The sequence below is a fragment of the Desulfovibrio sp. 1188_IL3213 genome (assembly GCF_036763145.1).
Taxonomy (GTDB): Bacteria; Desulfobacterota; Desulfovibrionia; order Desulfovibrionales; family Desulfovibrionaceae; genus Desulfovibrio.
The window spans coordinates 13,929-33,241 of sequence record NZ_JBAIYR010000004.1 but is presented as its reverse complement, the minus strand read 5'-3'; the positions used below and the strand labels follow the sequence as shown (position 1 = coordinate 33,241).

At 51.7% G+C, this 19,313-nt stretch carries 19 protein-coding genes; 11 read left to right on the top strand and 8 right to left on the bottom strand.

Annotation, left to right across the window (positions count from 1 at the left end):
* Positions 1 to 472, bottom strand: a 472-nt coding sequence (locus tag V6C16_RS00795) for a lyase family protein (protein WP_333542719.1), incomplete at its 3' end; no start/stop codon positions are given.
* A 235-nt stretch (positions 473 to 707) separates the two neighbouring features.
* On the bottom strand, positions 708 to 1,913 hold the full coding sequence (locus V6C16_RS00790; protein WP_333536616.1) for an argininosuccinate synthase: 1,206 nt from the start codon (positions 1,911 to 1,913) through the stop codon (positions 708 to 710).
* A 208-nt stretch (positions 1,914 to 2,121) separates the two neighbouring features.
* Here V6C16_RS00790 and carB point away from each other — a divergent pair, with 208 nt between their 5' ends.
* The 4 genes from carB (at position 2,122) to V6C16_RS00770 (ending at position 7,327) form a co-directional block, all read left to right on the top strand.
* The gene (gene carB, locus V6C16_RS00785) at positions 2,122 to 5,364 is read left to right on the top strand and encodes a carbamoyl-phosphate synthase large subunit (RefSeq protein ID WP_333542718.1); all 3,243 of its coding nucleotides are present in this window, start codon (positions 2,122 to 2,124) and stop codon (positions 5,362 to 5,364) included.
* A 3-nt stretch (positions 5,365 to 5,367) separates the two neighbouring features.
* A complete protein-coding gene (gene carA, locus V6C16_RS00780; RefSeq protein ID WP_333536287.1) occupies positions 5,368 to 6,498 on the top strand; it encodes a glutamine-hydrolyzing carbamoyl-phosphate synthase small subunit in 1,131 nt (376 codons plus the stop codon).
* Positions 6,499 to 6,609: 111 nt separating this feature from the next.
* Positions 6,610 to 7,041 carry a hypothetical protein gene (locus V6C16_RS00775; protein ID WP_333536286.1) on the top strand — a complete coding sequence of 144 codons (432 nt, stop codon included), beginning with the start codon at positions 6,610 to 6,612 and terminating at the stop codon, positions 7,039 to 7,041.
* 43 nt (positions 7,042 to 7,084) lie between these two features.
* Positions 7,085 to 7,327, top strand: coding sequence for a cell envelope biogenesis protein OmpA (locus V6C16_RS00770; RefSeq protein ID WP_333536285.1), 243 nt, complete (start codon positions 7,085 to 7,087; stop codon positions 7,325 to 7,327).
* Between the two features lie 93 nt (positions 7,328 to 7,420).
* Here V6C16_RS00770 and V6C16_RS00765 read toward each other — a convergent pair whose 3' ends face one another.
* Both V6C16_RS00765 and V6C16_RS00760 read right to left on the bottom strand, forming a co-directional pair.
* Positions 7,421 to 7,633 carry a hypothetical protein gene (locus V6C16_RS00765; RefSeq protein ID WP_333536284.1) on the bottom strand — a complete coding sequence of 71 codons (213 nt, stop codon included), beginning with the start codon at positions 7,631 to 7,633 and terminating at the stop codon, positions 7,421 to 7,423.
* 1,264 nt (positions 7,634 to 8,897) lie between these two features.
* Positions 8,898 to 9,044 carry a hypothetical protein gene (locus tag V6C16_RS00760; RefSeq protein ID WP_333536283.1) on the bottom strand — a complete coding sequence of 49 codons (147 nt, stop codon included), beginning with the start codon at positions 9,042 to 9,044 and terminating at the stop codon, positions 8,898 to 8,900.
* Between the two features lie 41 nt (positions 9,045 to 9,085).
* On the opposite strand from V6C16_RS00760, the gene V6C16_RS00755 reads away from it, so the two are divergent.
* From V6C16_RS00755 to V6C16_RS00735, 5 genes are all read left to right on the top strand, one after another.
* A complete protein-coding gene (locus V6C16_RS00755) occupies positions 9,086 to 10,273 on the top strand; it encodes a tyrosine-type recombinase/integrase (RefSeq protein ID WP_333536282.1) in 1,188 nt (395 codons plus the stop codon).
* A gap of 11 nt (positions 10,274 to 10,284) precedes the next feature.
* Positions 10,285 to 10,629 carry a BrnA antitoxin family protein gene (locus V6C16_RS00750; protein WP_333536281.1) on the top strand — a complete coding sequence of 115 codons (345 nt, stop codon included), beginning with the start codon at positions 10,285 to 10,287 and terminating at the stop codon, positions 10,627 to 10,629.
* Between the two features lie 269 nt (positions 10,630 to 10,898).
* Entirely contained in the window at positions 10,899 to 11,105 is a 207-nt protein-coding gene (locus V6C16_RS00745; protein WP_009301762.1) for a helix-turn-helix transcriptional regulator, read from the top strand.
* A gap of 222 nt (positions 11,106 to 11,327) precedes the next feature.
* Positions 11,328 to 13,868 carry an ATP-binding protein gene (locus tag V6C16_RS00740; protein WP_333536280.1) on the top strand — a complete coding sequence of 847 codons (2,541 nt, stop codon included), beginning with the start codon at positions 11,328 to 11,330 and terminating at the stop codon, positions 13,866 to 13,868.
* Positions 13,865 to 15,352 (top strand): hypothetical protein, encoded by a 1,488-nt coding sequence (locus V6C16_RS00735; RefSeq protein WP_333536278.1) that lies wholly within the window; start codon positions 13,865 to 13,867, stop codon positions 15,350 to 15,352. The genes V6C16_RS00740 and V6C16_RS00735 overlap by 4 nt, the downstream gene beginning before the upstream one ends.
* Here the strand turns inward: V6C16_RS00735 and V6C16_RS00730 are convergent.
* The 4 genes from V6C16_RS00730 to V6C16_RS00715 all read right to left on the bottom strand — a co-directional run bounded on the left by V6C16_RS00730 (position 15,330) and on the right by V6C16_RS00715 (position 17,983).
* Positions 15,330 to 16,859, bottom strand: a complete 1,530-nt coding sequence (locus tag V6C16_RS00730) for a DNA cytosine methyltransferase (protein ID WP_333536276.1) — start codon at positions 16,857 to 16,859, stop codon at positions 15,330 to 15,332. The two genes, V6C16_RS00735 and V6C16_RS00730, sit on opposite strands and share 23 nt — an antisense overlap.
* A complete protein-coding gene (locus V6C16_RS00725; RefSeq protein ID WP_333536275.1) occupies positions 16,856 to 17,281 on the bottom strand; it encodes a very short patch repair endonuclease in 426 nt (141 codons plus the stop codon). The genes V6C16_RS00730 and V6C16_RS00725 overlap by 4 nt, the downstream gene beginning before the upstream one ends.
* A 25-nt stretch (positions 17,282 to 17,306) precedes the next feature.
* A complete protein-coding gene (locus tag V6C16_RS00720; protein WP_333536274.1) occupies positions 17,307 to 17,618 on the bottom strand; it encodes a helix-turn-helix domain-containing protein in 312 nt (103 codons plus the stop codon).
* A gap of 65 nt (positions 17,619 to 17,683) precedes the next feature.
* Positions 17,684 to 17,983 carry an immunity protein gene (locus V6C16_RS00715; protein ID WP_333536273.1) on the bottom strand — a complete coding sequence of 100 codons (300 nt, stop codon included), beginning with the start codon at positions 17,981 to 17,983 and terminating at the stop codon, positions 17,684 to 17,686.
* Between the two features lie 240 nt (positions 17,984 to 18,223).
* Here V6C16_RS00715 and V6C16_RS00710 point away from each other — a divergent pair, with 240 nt between their 5' ends.
* Together V6C16_RS00710 and V6C16_RS00705 are read left to right on the top strand one after the other, a co-directional pair.
* Entirely contained in the window at positions 18,224 to 18,562 is a 339-nt protein-coding gene (locus V6C16_RS00710) for a hypothetical protein (RefSeq protein WP_333536271.1), read from the top strand.
* An 18-nt stretch (positions 18,563 to 18,580) separates the two neighbouring features.
* Complete coding sequence (locus V6C16_RS00705) at positions 18,581 to 19,306, top strand: nucleotide-binding protein (RefSeq protein ID WP_333536270.1); 726 nt, start codon at positions 18,581 to 18,583, stop codon at positions 19,304 to 19,306.
* The last annotated feature ends 7 nt before the right edge of the window (positions 19,307 to 19,313 follow it).

The window sequence follows — 19,313 nt, the reverse complement described above, 5'->3', positions numbered from 1 at the left end:
GTGTGCAGCCGGGCAGGATGTCGTCGGCGTGCTCGGTGGCGCGCTGCACAAGAATGGCACACAGGGCTGCGGCGCGCTGCTGCCACGTTTCCAGCCTGTCGGCCACAAAAAGACGAAAGCTCAAGCCAACCTGATCGTTGCGGCTGCGGCCCGTGTGCAGCTTTTTGCCCACGTTGCCCATAATTTCTGTCAGCCGCGCCTCGATATTCATGTGCACGTCTTCCAGCTCCGGCTTCCAGGTAAAGTTACCGGAGCGGATTTCTTCGCGCACACGGTCAAGCCCTTCAACCAGCAGTTGCGCTTCCGAGGGCGTGATGACGCCCTGACGGCCCAACATGCGGGCATGCGCCTGCGAGGCGCGGATATCCTGGGCGTAAAGCGCTCTGTCGTAGGACTGCGAGTCTGTATACTGGGCCACGGCTTCCTTGGGGCCTTCGGCAAAACGCCCGCCCCAGCTCTGGTTGGTTTTCATGGCAGCATCCGTTTGAAAAAATCATATGTTAGAGAAAGGGGCGTCTTTGGCCCGGCGTTTTGCCGATGAGCACGAAAACCGGCCCTTATCCGCGCTGCACGGGCAGGGGATTGCCTGTGTATTTCCCGTGCGGTGTTGCCGTATTTCTGTCGGCAAAGCTGTTTTTCAGAACTCCGGCAACCCGGAGGCGTGGCCCCACGGGTTGCCGCAGCCGGATGCAATCCGGCGTTCCGTATTATTTTTTCAGCTTGTCGGCGACGGCAGCATGCAGGCGCAGGCGCAGACTGTTGAGGCATATGAAGCCCGCCGCGTCCTTGTGGTCGTAGTCGCCGCCTTCAAACGTCGCCAGGTCTTCAGAGAAAAGGGAGTTGGGAGACGTGCGGGACAGGGGCCATACGCCGCCCTTGTAAAGTTTGGCGCGCACCGTGCCGGTGACGCCTTCCTGCGACTTGTCCATAAAGGCTTGCATGGCTTCGCGCTCGGGGGAATACCAGAATCCATTATAAACGCATTGGGAATAGCGCACGGCCAGCATGTCGCGAATGCCCAGCAGTTCGCGATCCATGCAGATGCCTTCAAGATCGCGGTGCAGTTTGTAAAGCAGGGTTCCTGCGGGGTTTTCGTATACCCCACGGCACTTCATGCCCACAAAGCGATTTTCCACCATGTCGTCACGGCCGATGCCGTTGCGCCCGGCGATCTCTGCCAGGGTGGTTATGACCGCGGCGGGGGAGAGCGCCTTGCCGTTGACAGCCACAGGATTGCCGCGCTCAAAGTCCACAGTGACAATTTCAGGCGTATCCGGGGCCTGCTCCACGGGAACACAGCGCTCATGGCAGGATTCGTGCGGCGCATTGCCCGGATCTTCCAGTTCGCTGCCTTCAAAGCTGGTGTGCAGCATGTTGGCGTCCATGCTGTAGCGCTTGGCGGAACTGGAGATGGGAATGCCGTGCTTTTCGGCAAAAGCTGTAAGGGCTGTGCGGGACATGAGTTCCCACTCGCGCCAGGGAGCGATGACCTTGAGATCCGGGGCCAGGGCGCTGGCCGCGAATTCAAAGCGGACCTGATCATTGCCCTTGCCGGTAGCTCCGTGGGCGATGGCGTCGGCCCCTTCCTTGCGGGCGATGTCCACCAGGGCCTTGGCGATGAGGGGCCGGGCGATGGAAGTGCCGAGCAGATAGCGGCCTTCGTAGATGGCCGCGCCGCGCATCATGGGAAAGACAAAGTCTTTAGCCATTTTTTCGCGCAGATCGACTACATAGGCTTTGGAAGCGCCGGTTTTGAGTGCCTTTTCTTCCACGCCTGAGAGGTCTTCGGGCTGGCCCAGGTCGGCGGTGACGGCGATGACCTCGCATTTGTAAGTCTCAATAAGCCATTTCAGAATGACTGATGTATCAAGCCCGCCGGAGTAGGCGAGGACAACTTTTTTTATGTCTTGCATTATCAAGCCCCCTTATGGATTCAAGAGAAGAAGTATTGCGTAAATCGGGGCGGGGCGCAAGGCTTTAGTGCCGACAGGAAAGCTGCCGGACTGTCCGGAGAAATTGTTGACCTTGGCTCGAAGTGCATGTACTATTCCGCAGTTTGAGCAGGCGGTGACAACGCACCGCAGCTTTTCTTCACGATCCCCAAAGCCGCAGGAATATCCAATGCCCAAGCGTACGGATTTACACAAAATTCTTGTCATTGGCGCGGGACCCATCATCATAGGCCAGGGCTGCGAGTTTGACTACTCCGGTTCACAGGCCGTCAAGGCCCTCAAAGAAGAGGGTTACGAAGTGGTGCTGGTCAACTCCAATCCCGCCACCATCATGACCGACCCGCAACTGGCGGACGCCACGTATGTGGAGCCTATTGAACACGACACTCTGGCCGCCGTCATCCGGAAAGAACGCCCCGACGCACTTTTGCCTACTCTTGGCGGGCAGACGGCATTGAACGCCGCTCTTGGACTTGCCAAGAGCGGCGTTTTAGCGGAGTACGGCGTTGAGCTTATAGGCGCGCAGGCCGACGTTATCGAAAAGGCCGAAAGCCGTGAACTTTTCCGCGAAGCCATGGAAAAAATCGGCCTCAAGATGCCCGCCAGCGGCATTGCCCGCACCATGGACGAAGTGCGCCAGCTCGGCAATGTGCTGCCGTTTCCGCTTATTGTCCGCCCGGCGTTTACCCTGGGCGGCACAGGCGGCGGCGTGGCCTATAATCTTGCCGACCTGGAAGAGGTGGCGGGCAACGGCCTTGCCGCCAGCCCCACTTCAGAGGTGATGATCGAGCAGAGCGTGCTCGGCTGGAAAGAGATCGAAATGGAAGTGATGCGCGACGTCAACGACAACTGCGTTATCATCTGCTCCATTGAAAATCTCGATCCTATGGGGGTGCATACGGGCGACTCCATCACCGTGGCCCCGGTACAGACCCTTTCTGACTCGGAATACCAGCAGATCCGCGATGCCTCCATTGCCATCATGCGTGAAATCGGCGTGGAAACAGGCGGCAGCAACGTGCAGTTTGGCCTTAATCCCGCCAACGGCGAGATTGTGGTCATTGAGATGAACCCGCGCGTGTCGCGTTCGTCGGCGCTGGCCTCCAAGGCCACGGGTTTTCCCATTGCCAAGATCGCGGCCAAACTGGCCGTGGGCTACACGCTGGACGAACTGCGCAACGACATCACCCGCGAAACCGTGGCGAGTTTTGAACCTGCCATTGACTACTGCGTGGTGAAAATTCCGCGTTTTACCTTTGAAAAATTCCCCGGCGCCAAAGATGAGTTGACCACTGCCATGAAAAGCGTGGGCGAAGCCATGAGCATCGGCCGTACCTTCAAGGAGGCCATGCAGAAAGGGCTGCGCTCCATGGAAATCGGCGCTACGGGACTTGGTTTCAACTTCAATGCCGAGCTTCCTGATCGCGAAACCATCCTCGAATCATTGCAGCGGCCCAACTCGCGTCGCATTTTTGCACTGCGTCAGGCCCTGCTTGCGGGCATCACGGAAGAAGAGATTTTTGCCGTGTCCGCCATTGATCCCTGGTTTGTGCGCCAGTTGCAGGATATTGTGAACATGGAGCAGCGCATCCGCAACTTTGGCCTTGCCAATGACATGACCGCCGGAAATGAAGATCTGGCCGTCATTTTGCGCGAAGCCAAGGAATACGGCTTTTCCGACAGGCAGCTTGCGGAAATGTGGAAGCGCCCGGAAACGGACATTCGCCGCCTGCGCAAGGAAATGAACATCCTGCCCACCTATTATCTGGTGGATACCTGCGCCGGAGAGTTCGAAGCCTATACGCCCTATTTCTATTCAACGTATGAGCAGGGCAACGAAATCAAGCTGGAAGACCGCCGCAAGGTGCTGATTCTGGGCGGCGGCCCCAACCGTATCGGGCAGGGGATAGAGTTTGACTATTGCTGCTGCCACGCCTCCTTTGCCCTGCGCGATGCCGGGGTCATGGCAATAATGGTCAACTCTAACCCCGAAACCGTTTCCACGGACTATGACACTTCGGACAGGCTGTATTTTGAGCCGCTGACCTTTGAAGATGTCATGAACATTGTAGAAGCGGAAAAGCCCGACGGCGTTATCGTGCAGTTCGGCGGTCAGACGCCGCTGAACCTGGCCGTGCCGCTTATGCGGGCCGGGGTTCCCATTCTCGGCACCAGCCCCGACGCCATTGACCGTGCGGAAGACCGCGAGCGCTTCCAGGCGCTTATCCGGAAGCTTGGTCTGCGGCAGCCGCCCAACGGCACTGCCATGAGCCTTGAAGACGCCCTTGCCGTGGCCGAGCGCATTACCTACCCCATAGTGGTGCGTCCGAGCTATGTGCTTGGCGGGCGGGCCATGGCCGTGGCCTATGACGCTTCGGAACTGACCGCCTATTTTCATGCCCAGGTTCCGGAAAAACCCAAGCATCCCATCCTGATCGACAAGTTTCTCGAGCATGCCGTGGAAGTGGACGTGGACGCCATATCCGACGGCAAGGATGTTTATGTAGCGGGCATTATGGAACATATAGAAGAGGCGGGCATCCATTCGGGCGACTCGGCCTGCGTGCTGCCTTCCTATTCCCTGTCATACGATCATGTGGCTCTCATTGCCGCGCAGACAGAAGCTCTTGCCCGTGAACTCAAGGTCATCGGCCTGATGAATATACAGTTCGCCATCAAGGGCGACGACATCTACATTCTTGAGGTCAACCCGCGTGCTTCGCGCACAGCGCCCTTTGTGTCCAAGGCCACGGGCGTACCCCTGCCGTATCTGGCTACCCAGGTCATGTTGGGCAAAAACCTCGATGAGCTGGACCCCTGGAGCATGCGCAAGGGCGGCTTTACCTGCGTTAAAGAAGCCGTCATGCCTTTTCAGCGTTTTCCCGGCGTGGACGTGATTCTTGGCCCTGAGATGCATTCCACGGGTGAAGTCATGGGCATGGGGGCCAACTTCGGCGAGGCTTTTCTTAAAAGCCAGCTCGGAGCAGGACAGGTTCCTCCGCAGGGCGGCAGGCTCTTTCTCTCCGTCAACGACCGCGACAAACCCTTTCTGCCGGAAGTGGCGGAAATGTTCGCCAAACTCGGCTTTGAGCTTCTGGCTACCAAGGGTACGGCAGCGATCCTGCGCGAGCACGGCCTGAAAGTGGAAGAGGTGCGCAAGGTCTACGAAGGGCGACCCAATATTGTGGATCTGCTCATCAACCATGAGGTCGCCCTGGTGGTGAACACCGCCTCCGGCAAACACACCGCCAGAGACTCCAAGGCGATCCGTCAGGCGGCCCTGAACTACAAGGTGCCGTACTGCACCACCATTGCAGCGGCACGCGCCACGGCTACGGCCATAGGGTCGCGCCGGGACGAGATTCACGTGGAAAGTTTGCAGGAATACTACGCGCGGGATGCGCGGGGGTAAGTTATGAAAGCATTACTGGTGCTGGAAGACGGATTTACGCTGGAAGGCAAGTCCTTTACCGGCGACTTTGAAACCGGCGGCGAGGTAATCTTCACCACCGGGATGACCGGATATCAGGAAATTCTTACAGACCCTTCCTATTATGGACAAATGGTCTGCATGACCTATCCTCTTATTGGCAATTACGGCACTTGCCGTGAAGATATGGAATCCGCCGGAGTGCATTGCGCGGCCCTGCTGGTCAAGGAATGCTGCAAAAAGCCTTCTAACTGGCGCTCCACCATGTCTCTGCCGGAGTTCATGAAGCGCTATGAAAAGCCCGGCATCGAAGGGCTTGATACCCGCGCATTAACGCGGCATCTGCGCATTAACGGCGCCATGCGGGGTATTATTTCCACCAGGGAAACAGATCCTGCGATTCTTCAGGAGCGCGCGCGGGCTCTGCCAGCCATGAAGGGACGCAACCTTGTTCCTTTTGTGGCCCCCGAAAAGCCTTATACCTGGTATGACAATGCCGTGCAGGAAGCTCCCGTGGCCGAAGACGGCAGCTACGCATGGCGCGGCACGGGCTTGCCCCTGCTGGTGTATGATTTCGGCATTAAGTGGAATATCTTGCGCCGTCTTTGCGAGGCGGGCTTTGAACCCCTGGCCGTACCGCCGGGGTTCAGCGCGGCCAGGGCAAAAGCCAGCGGAGCCAAGGGCGTATTTCTGTCCAACGGCCCCGGCGACCCGGCCACGCTTACCAGCGAAATCGCTCTGGTGCACGAGCTTATCCAGATATTGCCGGTCACGGGCATCTGCCTGGGACATCAGCTCATCGGGCATGCCCTCGGCGCGCGGACGGAAAAGCTCAAGTTCGGGCATCACGGCTGCAATCACCCGGTCAAGGACCTGACCACCGGGCGCATTGAAATATCATCGCAAAACCACGGCTTTCATGTGGTTCTTGATGGTGTGGAAGATGTGGAAGCAACGCACATCAATCTTAATGACCAGACCCTTGAAGGGCTGCGCCATAAAACACTGCCTGTCATGAGTCTGCAGTATCACCCGGAGGCCGCCGCAGGACCTCATGACGGCGAATATCTGTTTAACCGCTTCAAAAATGTCATAGGCGAGAGTACCGGGGCCTGATGTCGAAAAATACTTGATATGCGGGCATGCTTATGACTACAGTACGTGTACTGTACGAGGTTTTTACTGGCGGCCCAAACCGCCTCGCCTGTAAACTGCAAGGAGCTTCGCGTGAAAAAGTCAGTTTTGAGCCTTGGGCTGGTTCTTGCTCTGGTTCTGGCCTGCGCTCCCGTTCGCGCTGCGGAAGTCGCTGTTGGCGATGTCGCAAAAAATAATCCCGTGGAACAGCTTACGGGACATGTGTGGCAAAAGACCAGTGAGTCCGATAAGGCTGCATTTCTGCTTGGTGTGGACTCTGCCATCACCGTAGAGTACTTTGTTAATGCCAAGCTGGCGGAAAAGGCAGCCAAATCCGGCAAAAAGCCCGCTTATACCCTTTCGCCTTTTGAAAAGGGCTGGATGAATGCCTTCAAGGGTGTCAACCGTGCTGAAATCATCAATATGGTGGATCAATGGTACGCTGCCAACCCCGACAAGCTTGACCGTCCGGTAATGAGCGTTATCTGGTATGAACTGATCGCCCCTCGCATTGCCAAGAAGTAAGGCATCCGCCATCGGGACGATAACAGGATTCAGGAGAATAGCCATGAAAAAAGCTTTGATTATAGCCATGTTGGCCGCCATGCTCACCAGTGGCGTTGGTTGCACCAATATGAGCAAGACCCAGCAGGGTGTTGCTAGCGGCGCCGCGCTTGGCGCGCTTGGCGGTGCGGGCATAGCTGCCATTTCCGGTGGCGCTGCCGGTTGGGGCGCTCTTGCTGGCGCTGGCGTGGGTGCTTTGGCTGGCGGCATTGTCGGCCACGAGCAGAGCAAAGGCAACAGCTGGTAGTTTCGCCGCCTCTTTGGCGCGGTTCTTAATGTAAAAGACCGGTAAATGGTCTGCCGCCAGTTGGCAGACAGGTCAAAAAGGCCACAGAAATACTCAGCGGCCGGCTTTTTCCGAAATTCCATCGGAAAGAGCCGGCCGAATCTTTTTTGCAAGCGCTTTGCCGTAAGGTGCATGCCCGCTCGGTTGATGTGCTGTTATCCTGTCGGCTGCACAAGTGTTACCAGTCGAAGCGGTACTCCAGAATGTCATCGCCGTGCTCATCGCGCTGTCCGGTTTCTTGCCATCCCAGATGTCGGTAGAAGCCATAAAAGCGCAGCGCGGATGCGCATGCATTCACGCGCATCATCCGGCACAGCCCGGCGCAGAGTGGCTTGATTCATTAAAAACTCCATATGGTCTTGATAGGGCAGCACGTCTTGCATCGCTTTTGTGTGTCAATCGGCCTTGCGTGGGTTGGTTGAGACGCAGGCTTCGGTTGGGGCCATGCCATCTTCACGGCGTCAGGCAAGGATGGGCGGTCAGCATTGCTTGGGCGCTTGTGTATGGTGGAAACGCCATGAGGTCGCGGGGCTGCGCGGTTTTTAACCAGCATTTTACCGCACATAAAATTTCAACAAGATTGATGACATGGTTTACTAGCCTGAAGACGCTTGAAGAGAAAGGACGTAAACGTGCAAAGCGAACCGTGACTGCATAGTATGTTCAAATTTTATTATAGATGTTGCTATTTATTTGAAACAATCTTTGACTGGATTTCTTGCATCTATTATTCTCGCCTCATGGATAAAGAAAATTCGCCCATTGTGATTCGTCCGTGTATTAAGTGCGGTAAATTGTCAACAAAAATTGAAACATCACGGCCAATCGGCCGTACACGCGACCTGTACCGTGTTGTGTGTGAATGCGGTAACGGGCCATTGCGCTGGTCTATAAGCGTTTCTTCGGCTATACGGCTTTGGAATTCGCATGATGCATCCTAATAATGTCGCCATCATGGTCTTTTCGGAGGTCTCTTGAGGGACTGGGTTCATCGACGACGCGACATTTCAGATCGAATCTGGGAGAACTTCGAGGTTTCACCTCCCATGAAATGAATGGCATGTTGGGCGTTCATCTCGTGACAATTGCCTGTTTATAAGCGCAGTTTTTCGGGCAGTACAAACAGGCGCGCCTCGGAGAGATCCAATCAGAGGTAGTGTCCAGAATTTTTCGCACATTTTGTAGCTGCCATGTGGTGTCAGGTCTGGCGCTGTCTTGAAGCTGGCGCGGGCGCACATCAAAATATCCGCGCTGGCGAACAGCGTATGCAGTCGGTGGCTATTTTTCGAGATTGACCAGATGACTTCTTGGATACCACCAACCTACCCATAGCAGAAAACGGAAACGGTTTCGGAAACGGTTTACCCTGTTTTATCCAGTTTGGCCCATGTTATTTCAGTGGGATACGGTGCCAATCCGGTACAAATTCGCTCTTTCACGCCGTCGACAGGGGTTCAAATCCCCCTTGGGGACGCCAATTTTTGGTTTATAAAGAGCGGCAAGGTACAAAAAACCTTGCCGCTCTTGCTTTTTAGCGATTCGGGCCATTTGCCGAATCCAGCCAAATCCAGGCTAATCCAAGAGCTTTGCGGGTATTTTTCCGGGTATCGAAATGCGGTAGCAATCCGATACCCGGTTTTTCTTTTAATGCTCTGAAATAAAAAGCATTATCGTCCAATCGGGTATCCTGAAATCCACCCTAATTCAAGGAGAACCGACATGGCATTAACCGATTTTCAGATCAAAAATTTGAAGTACGCTGGCAAGCCCATGAAAATTGCTGACGGCGGAGGGCTGTACCTCTACCTGTCCGCCTCCGGCAAAAAACTTTGGCGCATGAGCTACTATTTTGAGCGTAAAGAAAAAGTGCTCAGCTTTGGTGAATACCCGGTAGTCACCCTGCAAAAGGCCCGTGAAAAGCGCTTGGAGGCCAAACAGCTCCTGGCCGACGGCATTGACCCCGCCGCGAAGCGGAAAATTGCCAAAGAAGAGCAGATTTCGGAAGTGAAGGACATGTTCCGGAATATCGCCCTGGAATGGTTCGAGGCCCGGACAACCGACTTTACGGAAAAGCACCGGGGTACGGTCATGTACCGCATGGAGAAGTACATCTTTCCGGTCATCGGCGAGGAACACATCGCCCGGATGGAAGCCCTGGACATTTTGAAGGTCATCCAACCCATCGAGAAGAAAGGCCAGAACGAAACCGCCCGCCGCCTGCTGCAAATCATCGGGCAGATCTACCGCTTTGCCGTGATCACAGGCCGGGCCAAACGTAACCCGGTCACAGACCTCTCCGGAGCGATACGCCCCAGAAATGTCACGCACAGAGCGGCCATTACCGAGCCGAAAAAGGTGGCTCAGCTTCTGCGCAACATTGACGCTTATGAGGGCTATTTTCCCATAGTGTGCGCTCTGAAGCTGGCTCCGCTGGTCTTTGTCCGCCCGACCGAACTTCGGGCCGCAGAATGGACGGAATTCGATTTCGAGACCAACGAATGGCGCATCCCGGCCACGCGCATGAAAATGAAGCAGATGCACATCGTGCCGCTCTCCAGGCAGGCGGTGGCAATCCTGAAAGAGCTGCAAGAGTTTTCCGGCAACGGCAAACTCCTCTTCCCCTCCATCCGCACGGCAACGCGCCCGCTGGCCGACGCCACAGTGCTCAACGCGATCCGCCGCATGGGCTACACCAAGGATGAGATGTGCACCCACGGCTTCCGCTCGCTGGCCTCCACGCTGCTCAATGAACTCGGCTACAACCGGGACTGGATCGAACGCCAACTCGCCCACGGAGAAAGGAACGACGTGCGGGCGGCGTATAACTATGCGGAGTATCTGCCACAACGAACTAAAATGATGCAGGAATGGGCAGACTTCCTCGACAAGCTGAAAGCGGAAAAGTAAAAGGAAAAATTATGAAAAACACATCAAGCAAAAAGCCGCATACCCATATGACCTTGCGCGATGTCCAGGCCGCAGAATCAAAGACGGACTGGCAGCGGCTAAAGGATGCGCCGGACACGGCAGTTACGCTTGCAGCCGAAGAAGATGCCGACAATTTGCCGCTGGATGAGGCTTTCTTTGAAGCCGCCCGGCGCATGCAGTCCTCCAAGTCCACGGAAGAGACTCAGGAGATAACGCTGTGCATAGACGCCGATGTGCAGGAATGGTTCCGCGCCACCGGCTCCGGCTATCAGAGCCGCATGAACGCGGTCTTGAAGGCTTACGTCCAGACGCATGAGGGCCACGGCCAACTATAACCGCTATTGCAACATAACCAGGCGGCGCATTGCTTTCGAGGGTACGCCGCTTTTTTTGTTATAGTGGACTTTATCAGGTGCCTTGAAACAGCAACCGACCTAAAAACAAGGATTTTTAAAACCCTGTCAACAAAAAATTTGTCCACACAGTACAATGCAATGCCATCCAATAATGCTTCAGACCAGACTTTTCCGCAACCAAAATGGCTCGCCAAAAAAGCCGTGATACACTTCCAGCAAATACCAACGACCTATCAGGAGGTGTAATAATGACTACCATGACAACCATTCCCAAAGTGGGCTTCCTTCGACTCCCCCAAGTCCTGCAACTCGTCCCGATCAGCAAAAGCGCCTGGTGGGAAGGCTGCAAAACAGGCCGCTTCCCCAAGCCGGTAAAGCTCGGCCCACGCACAACCGTCTGGCGGGCGGAGGAAATTGTGGAGTTTATTGAGCGGATTGGGGCGCGGGTGGAGTAAATATTTATATCGAATGCCACTACGAGTTAAAATAGTATCTGACTAAAATATTTATTAAATTTAAACGGAAAAGGGCTTACGGTTAATATCGCAAGCCCTTTTCCGTTTGATACCTACGCGGACGTATTCGCAAATCATCATACCCATGTTGCGTGTACATGCGCTTTGCGCTACTGTTTTTACAGCCAATAAAGAGATTCTGAGTAAAAATTAGGAGCCACTATGCCAGCAAAACCGGCTTGGACCAGGGAGGAATTGATCCTAGCGCTTGAATTATATGTCAAGGGCGAGGGCTATATTCCAGATGTAAAACATCCTGATGTGATCGCCCTGGCATCAATGCTGGCCGACCTGGCAATGTCGGAGTCTGGTAAATCCTCAAATGCCGGGCGGGAGCGCTCAAGCATAATTTTTAAACTAGCGAACTTTCGCAGCCTAGATCCTAGTGCACATTCTGAAGGCAAAAAAGGATTTAGCAATGTCGGTCGGTTGGACAAAGAAATTTGGAATGAATTTTTTCATGCACAGGGAGCGTTAAAAAGGGAAGCGGATAAAATTCGTGAGAGAATTGATTCCGCGAGAGAAAGTTTTGAACCCCTTAAAGCCAATGTTCATCTGCTTCGCCTTGTTGGTGATGAACTAATAGGTAGCCTTCACCTGGCAGTTTTTGAGCTAGTAAAAAATTCATACGATGCCGATGCCAAGTCTGCGCATGTGACTCTTGATTTATATGCTGATGAGCCGTTTATCCGAGTAAACGACAACGGCAACGGGATGGATCTTGATACTATTCGTAATGGATGGCTTCAGCTAGGAGGCCAGCTTAAGCGAGGAAGCGGGCATAGGCGAACCCCCATATTTGAGCGCATCCCACTTGGCGAGAAAGGAATTGGCCGTCTTGCCGCATTTAAGCTGGGAAGTTCTTTGCGGCTAATTACGCGTAAAGATGACTCTGATGTGGAATATGTCGTTAATATAGATTTATCCGACCTGCTTGATGATGCGGTTGGATCTGGGGCTTCTGTTGAGGATGTTCGAGTTGGAGTCAGGGCAAGGCATCCAAAGCTATTTACAGGGAAGAAACATGGAACAAGTATACAGATTACCAATTTGCGCAATGACCCTACATGGGACAGGCGTCAAATAAGACAGCTTCATAGGCTTGTAACTACCCTTGTAAATCCATTTGCCACACGTAAAGATGCTTTTACAGCAACGCTTGATGTTCCAGGACACGAAAACTGGCTGGAAGACCTTCTTACCGCAAAAGATATAAAATCCCGCGCTATATATAGATTCCAATTTCAGTTGGATGAAGACGGATGGTTTTGGTGGCGATATAGATTTTCGCCGCCATCAGCTTTCCGTACACTAGATAGCAGGCTTGTAGCAGATCATTGGGAAGATGATTCTCCCACTAGACTGGATCTCGAGCCCCTTGAACATGAATCCACTCTTGAGGTTCCTGGGAGACCGCCTAAAGGGCCTATATTGGTAAACTCTGATATCTTACATGGGATAGGACCAATCTCAGGAAATTTCTATGTCTATGACCGGACTAGAGAAGTTCTCAAACGTCAAGGCGGGGAGCCGAAACTTGTCGGAGATTTTCTGAACGAGCAAGGTGGGATTCGAGTTTATCGTGATGGTATGCGTGTATACAATTACGGAGAACCCGGCGACGATTGGTTAGGCTTAAACGTGGAGAGAGTCAACAAGCCTGGGCGCAAATTGGCGACAAACGCAGTTATTGCAGCAATAGAGCTTGATGCTGAGAAAAGCAACAGGCTAATAGAAAAAACAAATCGTGAAGGGTTTGATGAAAACCAGGCTTTTGTAAATTTTCGTAGAATTATAAATAGCGCTATAGATTTATTTAACCGATCTCGCCAGGATGATCGAGAGGCATTAAATGAAGCGCTAAAACCTAAAGATAAGCAGGTAACAGAACCTTCTGCACGGTTTGAACAGGCAGTTGAAGATCTCCGCAAATTGAGTGAAAAGCATAAGCTGGTAAAAGAGCTTACCCCAAAGTTAAATACGATTGCGAAGGAATATAGTACCCTCCAGGAAGCAGCTATTGGCGCAGGTGCGGGCTTGAACATAGCAGTTCTCTTCCATGAGGCTGAGAGAGGAATCAAGTCAATTGTAGAAGGAATCAACAGAAATGAAGATTTGCCTACACTAAAAAAACGAGCAAACCATCTTGCAAGCCTTTTAAGTGGGTTTGCAGAGCTATTTCGCAAGGAAAAACCTAGAGTAATCAGCGCAAAACAATTTTTGCAGAGAGTTATTGACCTGAATCATGGTAGATTTGAAGCACATAATATCATTGTGAGTTGCCCTGTCCTGACAGATGAAGATCCTGATTTTAACATTTCCGGATCATTAAATTACTACCTTTCAGCAATAACGAACCTGATAGATAATGCCATCTACTGGACTCGTCGGACAAAAGAAGAAAAAGATAACAAGTATACTCCAGCAATAGCGATCAGAACGGTCACAGATTGGGCTGTGGAAGGCCCAGCTGTCTTTGTTCTAGATAACGGCCCAGGGTTCAGTATTGAACCTGATATGGCGGTACGTCCGTTTGTTTCAACCAGAGCAGGAGGAATGGGCTTGGGATTATATTTTGCCCGAATGGTGATGGAGACTCAAGGTGGAGATCTTCATATAATTCAAGATATTGATGATCTTGATATTGAAAACTCATTATCCGGAGCAGCAATAGGCCTAAGATTCAGACGGGGGCGCAAATGAGTACATCGATAGAACAACCTCTTCACGTGCACTTCAGCGGGCTTGATTTATTTAAAACATTAAGCATTGTTGTTGATGATAAAGAAGAAGATTTGTATGCGATCTTGTGGGGACTTCAATCTGCTGGGCTAGCCTGTGTTCCTTTGAGGTATGATGCTCTGACGGGCCTGCAAAATTCAACTATAAATGAGTTGCCCACCGCCCGATTGGTCTTTCTCGATTTAAATCTTGAAAGGGCTCCAACTCGGGGCTCTTCTGATCAGGCAACTCATATCAGCACAGTCTTAAGAGAGTTACGGTTAAGAGGGCCTTACATATTAATTGTCTGGTCAGATTTTAAAGCGAATTTGGATAATGTTCTCAAAACAGCCTTTGAGCGCACGCCAGAAGTTGTGCTTCCCGTTGGTATTGCAGTTCTTCATAAAGAAAAATTTTTGGTTGGTGGAGTTGAGGGCGAGTATGATTTCCAAGCTCTTGGAGAGCATATTTCCCAAATTGTCGCGCAGTACCCTCAAGTCTTTGCAATGATGGCATGGGAAAGTCGCACAGCCACAGCGGCCTCAACTGTGACGCAGAATTTATTTGAGCTAAAAGAACCTGTTGATAGTAGCACTGTTTCGTCCCTACTCGCCAAACTGCAAAAAGAAGTTGAAGCAATGCCTCCAGATGCATCTGCTCCAGTGATCTCAAAGCCTCTCTACCCCAAGGATAGAATTTCAAAAATTTTTCATTCTATAGGAACTGCGGCCTGCGGCAAGCATACGGATGAAGACCCCTCTGCTGCAATAGATGCAGGCCTTTTGCCTTTGCTAGAAGATAAATTTTTATCAATTCCGACAGATTCCGCTTGCTGCCAAACATGGCAGTCTGTTTTTAACGAGAAGGGTGCTGGAAAGCTAGAAGCTCCTGTTGTCTGCAAATTGAATTCATACCTATTGATAGACAAGCTAGAAGGAACTTTTTCTCATCGAGGGTTATTTCTTGAACTCAACGATACTCCAGAAAACACCTTTCTATCAAGCTACTTAGGTGAAAATCGAGAAGCATTACAGCGCCATTTTTTTGATAAAGGGAAAATAAAAAACCTAACTGCTAACGGACAAGCAGCGAGGGCAAATGAAATTATCTCGACTTGTAAAATCGGTATGCTTGAATGCTCTGCTGCCTGTGATCACGCGCAAAACAATATTGGTGTCCGCTTAGGATTGCTAGCAGCCCTTGTACCTGAAGGGTCTGCCAATCAAATTACGAGCGCAGAATCATTTTATCATGAAGGCGAAGGCTTAAAAATTCACTTTGGAGATAAAAACTACATTCTGATTGTTTCCTATAAATATCCGGTAGGACTCCCCCAGCACTTAATAGAAAATAGAACCTATTTTTCTCCGCTATTTAGGGCAAGAGAACAACTTTTGAATTCAATTTCAGTAAGATTCTCCGCATATGCATCACGCCCTGGCGTCATTTCAGTTTTTGAAAAATAGGGAGTATACTTTTAGCGATAATGTGCGCAAGCCATGGCGGTACAGCATTGCCAATCTGCCGGAACTGCGAAGCTCTTCCTCCAAAAAAATAATAATTATCCGGGAACGTTTGTATTCTGGCAGCTTCGCGCGGAGTGATGCTCCTGCACTGTTTGGGGTCATAATGAATGAAGGCATGGCCATCCTTTGCCAGATGAGAAATAATCGTATGTGAAGGCTTGCCGGAAGGCACAGCTCTAAATCGGTCTTTGAAGTCACCTGAGGTTGCATTTTGATGCTTAGGCAGAAGGTCTTCAGGGAAATCCGGTAGTTTCGGAGACTTGCCTTTTACTTTTAAAAAACACGCGCAGAATAAATAACGATGTAAATCCATTCTGATGTGCGGACGCGCCTCATGGTGAAGAACGCCTCCTAACTTTGGATCAAAATACCAGTCTGCATTCCACGATGCCTTTCCGGCGCATTTGCTGAAGTCTTCTCCATAAGCCTTGGGTGATTTCTGGCACAAAATTCTCGCAACTTGCGTTATGCTTTCACGAAGCTTTTTCCCGTGCAATTCACCAGCATTCTCCACCCAAGCTGCATCTTCGAGATTTGCAAAAACTGTGCGCCACTCCTCAAGCCCATCAGGCTCTTTTGATAGCTTGCTACGGAGCTTGGGCAAATCACTTAATACAGACCCCGTTGATGTTATTGCTGCTACTGATGGCGGTTTGAAGGAAGAAATATCCAAATCCTCACGAAAACCGAGAATGATCACCCTCTGCCTGGACTGGGGGATTCCATATTCTTCGCAGTTCACTAAAAAAACGCCTGCACTATCATCATACGCACTGAGCCCAGTGCTTAATGAAGCTAGTCTATACCCTGGAGCATCAGGCCATATTCCAAATTTTCTGTAAGCGAATTCTCCAGGCTTGCGTAATCCGTCGATGACATCATCAACAATTTTTTTACCATCAAGCTTCGCGAAAAGCATGCCAGGCACATTTTCCATGACAAATATTGAAGGCTGGTGCTTTGCTATTATCCGGATATACTCCTGATATAAAGTGTAACGCTCATCATGCTCAGGCTGATAATTTGCTTTTGTTCTATTCCCCACGATACCTGCCGTGGAGTATGCTTGGCATGGTGGCCCTCCTATCAGCACCCAGTTGTTTTCTCCGCTGAGGGCAGCCTGTATGCGCGAATCAAGTTCATTTGTATCGCATTGTCCGAGAGTTGCTTGCCATGTTTCGTCCCGAGCGGCCTTCATTTGGGCAGGATATTTTTCTATAAGCGTTGCAAGTACAATCTCTTTACGCAGAAACTGATAGTATTCCTCAGGCACGTCTCCATATTGAAATTGCCGATAAAAAGCACGCAACTGAAGCGTTTGAAATGGTTCGGTTTCTTTCTCCACTGAAAGGCGCACAGCAAATACCGTTCCGGTTGCCTCCTGAATAGAAGAAAAGCCTTCTGCAAGGCCGCCAGGCCCCGCAAAGACGTCAATTACTGGTATCATTTTGATCTCTTCTCCTGAGAAGGCAATGCAGCTTGAATACGAGCGGCAAGCTGTTCTTTATTTTTGATTTCACATTCCCAGATAACAAACACAGACCAGCCAGCCTGCTCCAACGCCTGAACTGCCCGATTATCACGCTGAATGTTTTCTGAAAACTTATTCATCCATTTTTCAGTGTTAGTTTTTGGTATAGAAGCTTCTTTACATCCAGAATGCCTATGCCAGAAGCATCCATGAACAAAAATTACTGTCTTATATTTTGGCAAGACGATATCAGGTGTTCCAGGAAGCTTCCGCACATTCAACCTAAAGCGATAGCCGAGTCTATGCAGAAGGGAGCGAACTGTTTTTTCAGGCTTCGTATTACTGGAGCGGATTCGCGACATATTTTTATGTCTCTGTTCTGGAGTCAAAACATCCATCGTGTTGCCATCATTACTTGAAAATTTATATTTCGATCTGGTGTATGGCCTGCGCTAATAAAAAAATTCTTAAATCAGCCCGTTGGTAAAGTATCTTGCCACCAGCTTTTATGTATGGCGGCCCGACCCCACGGCTCCTTTGCGTCTTCAGCGTCGCCGCTGACAACGAAAACAGCAGCGCAGCCTCCCTTTCCGTCAAGTATTCCTTCCGGCGTATCAGCTCAATTTCGCCTATGGCTTCCGCCACCGGCGCAAGGAGCTTTTCCAGCGTGTCGGCTACTGCCTTTTCTAAGTCGATCTCCTGACCGGCGACAGTAATTTGCTTGGGAGTATCCATTAATCAATCACATAACCAAGAAGGAAAATGTAGAAAATTATGCTTAAAATTACTTTGAACAGAGGTTATGCTTCTACCTGTTGCCTAGCCTGCTCTTTTGCCACGGCAAGAAGGTAGCTGAGATCTTCCTCTAACACTTCCGCCATACGCTGTGCATCCGATATCTGAACGCCCTGCGGCTTTCCGGTGTTGGACGCCTTACTGCGCATGGCCGTCCATCTGGCGGCTGCGGCTTTAGGTGTATCGTCCGGCCAGGCCTTGGCCGCGAACTCGCCCTTTTTCCAGCCGCGTTCTTTCACCCTGTTCGCCACGAGCTCCACAAAAGCCCGCTCCAGCGCCATGGCAAAATTGTTTTTTGTTGTCATGTCTTGCCTCCGGTTTTACCCAATATACCGGAAATTCCTTTCTTGTCTATGTAAAAATTCCTGCTAAGTAAAGAAGGAAATTCTTCAAAATATTTTAAAGGAGGTTTCAGGATATGCAAACATATTGGCAATATTTGAACATTGGCCACACCCGCACATGTGAAAGCTGCGTAAAGACTGAGACTGTGCCATGGCTACGCACTCTCTTCGTAGCAGGATGTGGGAGAAAAGGAAGCGGCTATGGCGTCTGAGCAGGAACGCTTACCGAACAATATGGCTGGGATCGAGTTTGTGGCTTGTCTGGATGCGATCAAGGAATTTCTTCAGAAAAGCTGGAAACATTCTCAGATTCACCGGCGTTTGAAGCAGGAAGGCAAAATCACCATGTCCTACGGTGCATTCTGCTACCACATGCGTCGCCTTTCTCTGGACAAGCACAGACCCGGAGAAGCGCCGCCCGCGCCTCCGGCCAAAGTCGCGCCTGCTCCGCCAGTTCGTTCTGCCGAGCCGCGCCATATCACTCCGGCCAGCGGCAAGTTTCCCGATCCACGGGACATGAATCCCGACGAAGCCATTTAACCAAAAGGAACAACAACTATGGCAACTATTCATTTCATTCAGCAGGGCAAGGGCGGCGTGGGCAAATCCATGATCGCCGTTATCCTGTACCAGGTGCTGCGCCACTTGGGCAAAGAGGTCATGGCCTTTGACACCGACCCGGTAAATTCCACGCTGGCCGGGTTCAAGGAATTTGAGGTCACGCGCCTGGACATCCTGAAAGACGGCGACATTGACCCGCGCGAGTTTGACGGCCTGATCAACGCCATCGCCGCGCTGCCGCCGGAAACGCATGTCATTGTGGACAACGGCGCGTCCTCTTTTCTGGCGCTGAACAGCTACATCAAGGAAAATGACGTGCTGGGCATCCTCACGGACAGCGGGCACAGCGTCTATTTCCACAGCGTGATCACGGGCGGCCAGGCCGTGGCCGATACCGCCCTTGGCCTGCGCTCTCTGGCCCTCGGCTTTCCCGAATCTCCCATTGTGGTCTGGCTCAATCCCTATTTCGGGGAAATCCGCATGGACGACCGGCCCTTTGAAGAATTCAAGGTTTACAAGGAGTTCGGCGGGCAGTTTCACGCCGTCATCACCATCCCCCAAGGCAACAAGGCCACGCTGGGCAAGGATCTGGAAATGCTGTTCGCCAAGCGCCAGAGCTTCGCCACGGGCATCAACTCCAGCCTGTCCATAGTCATGCGCTCGCGCCTGACTCGGTACTGGAACGAGCTTGTGTCCGTAGTGGAACTGGCTGCCATCGCATAGGGGGAAC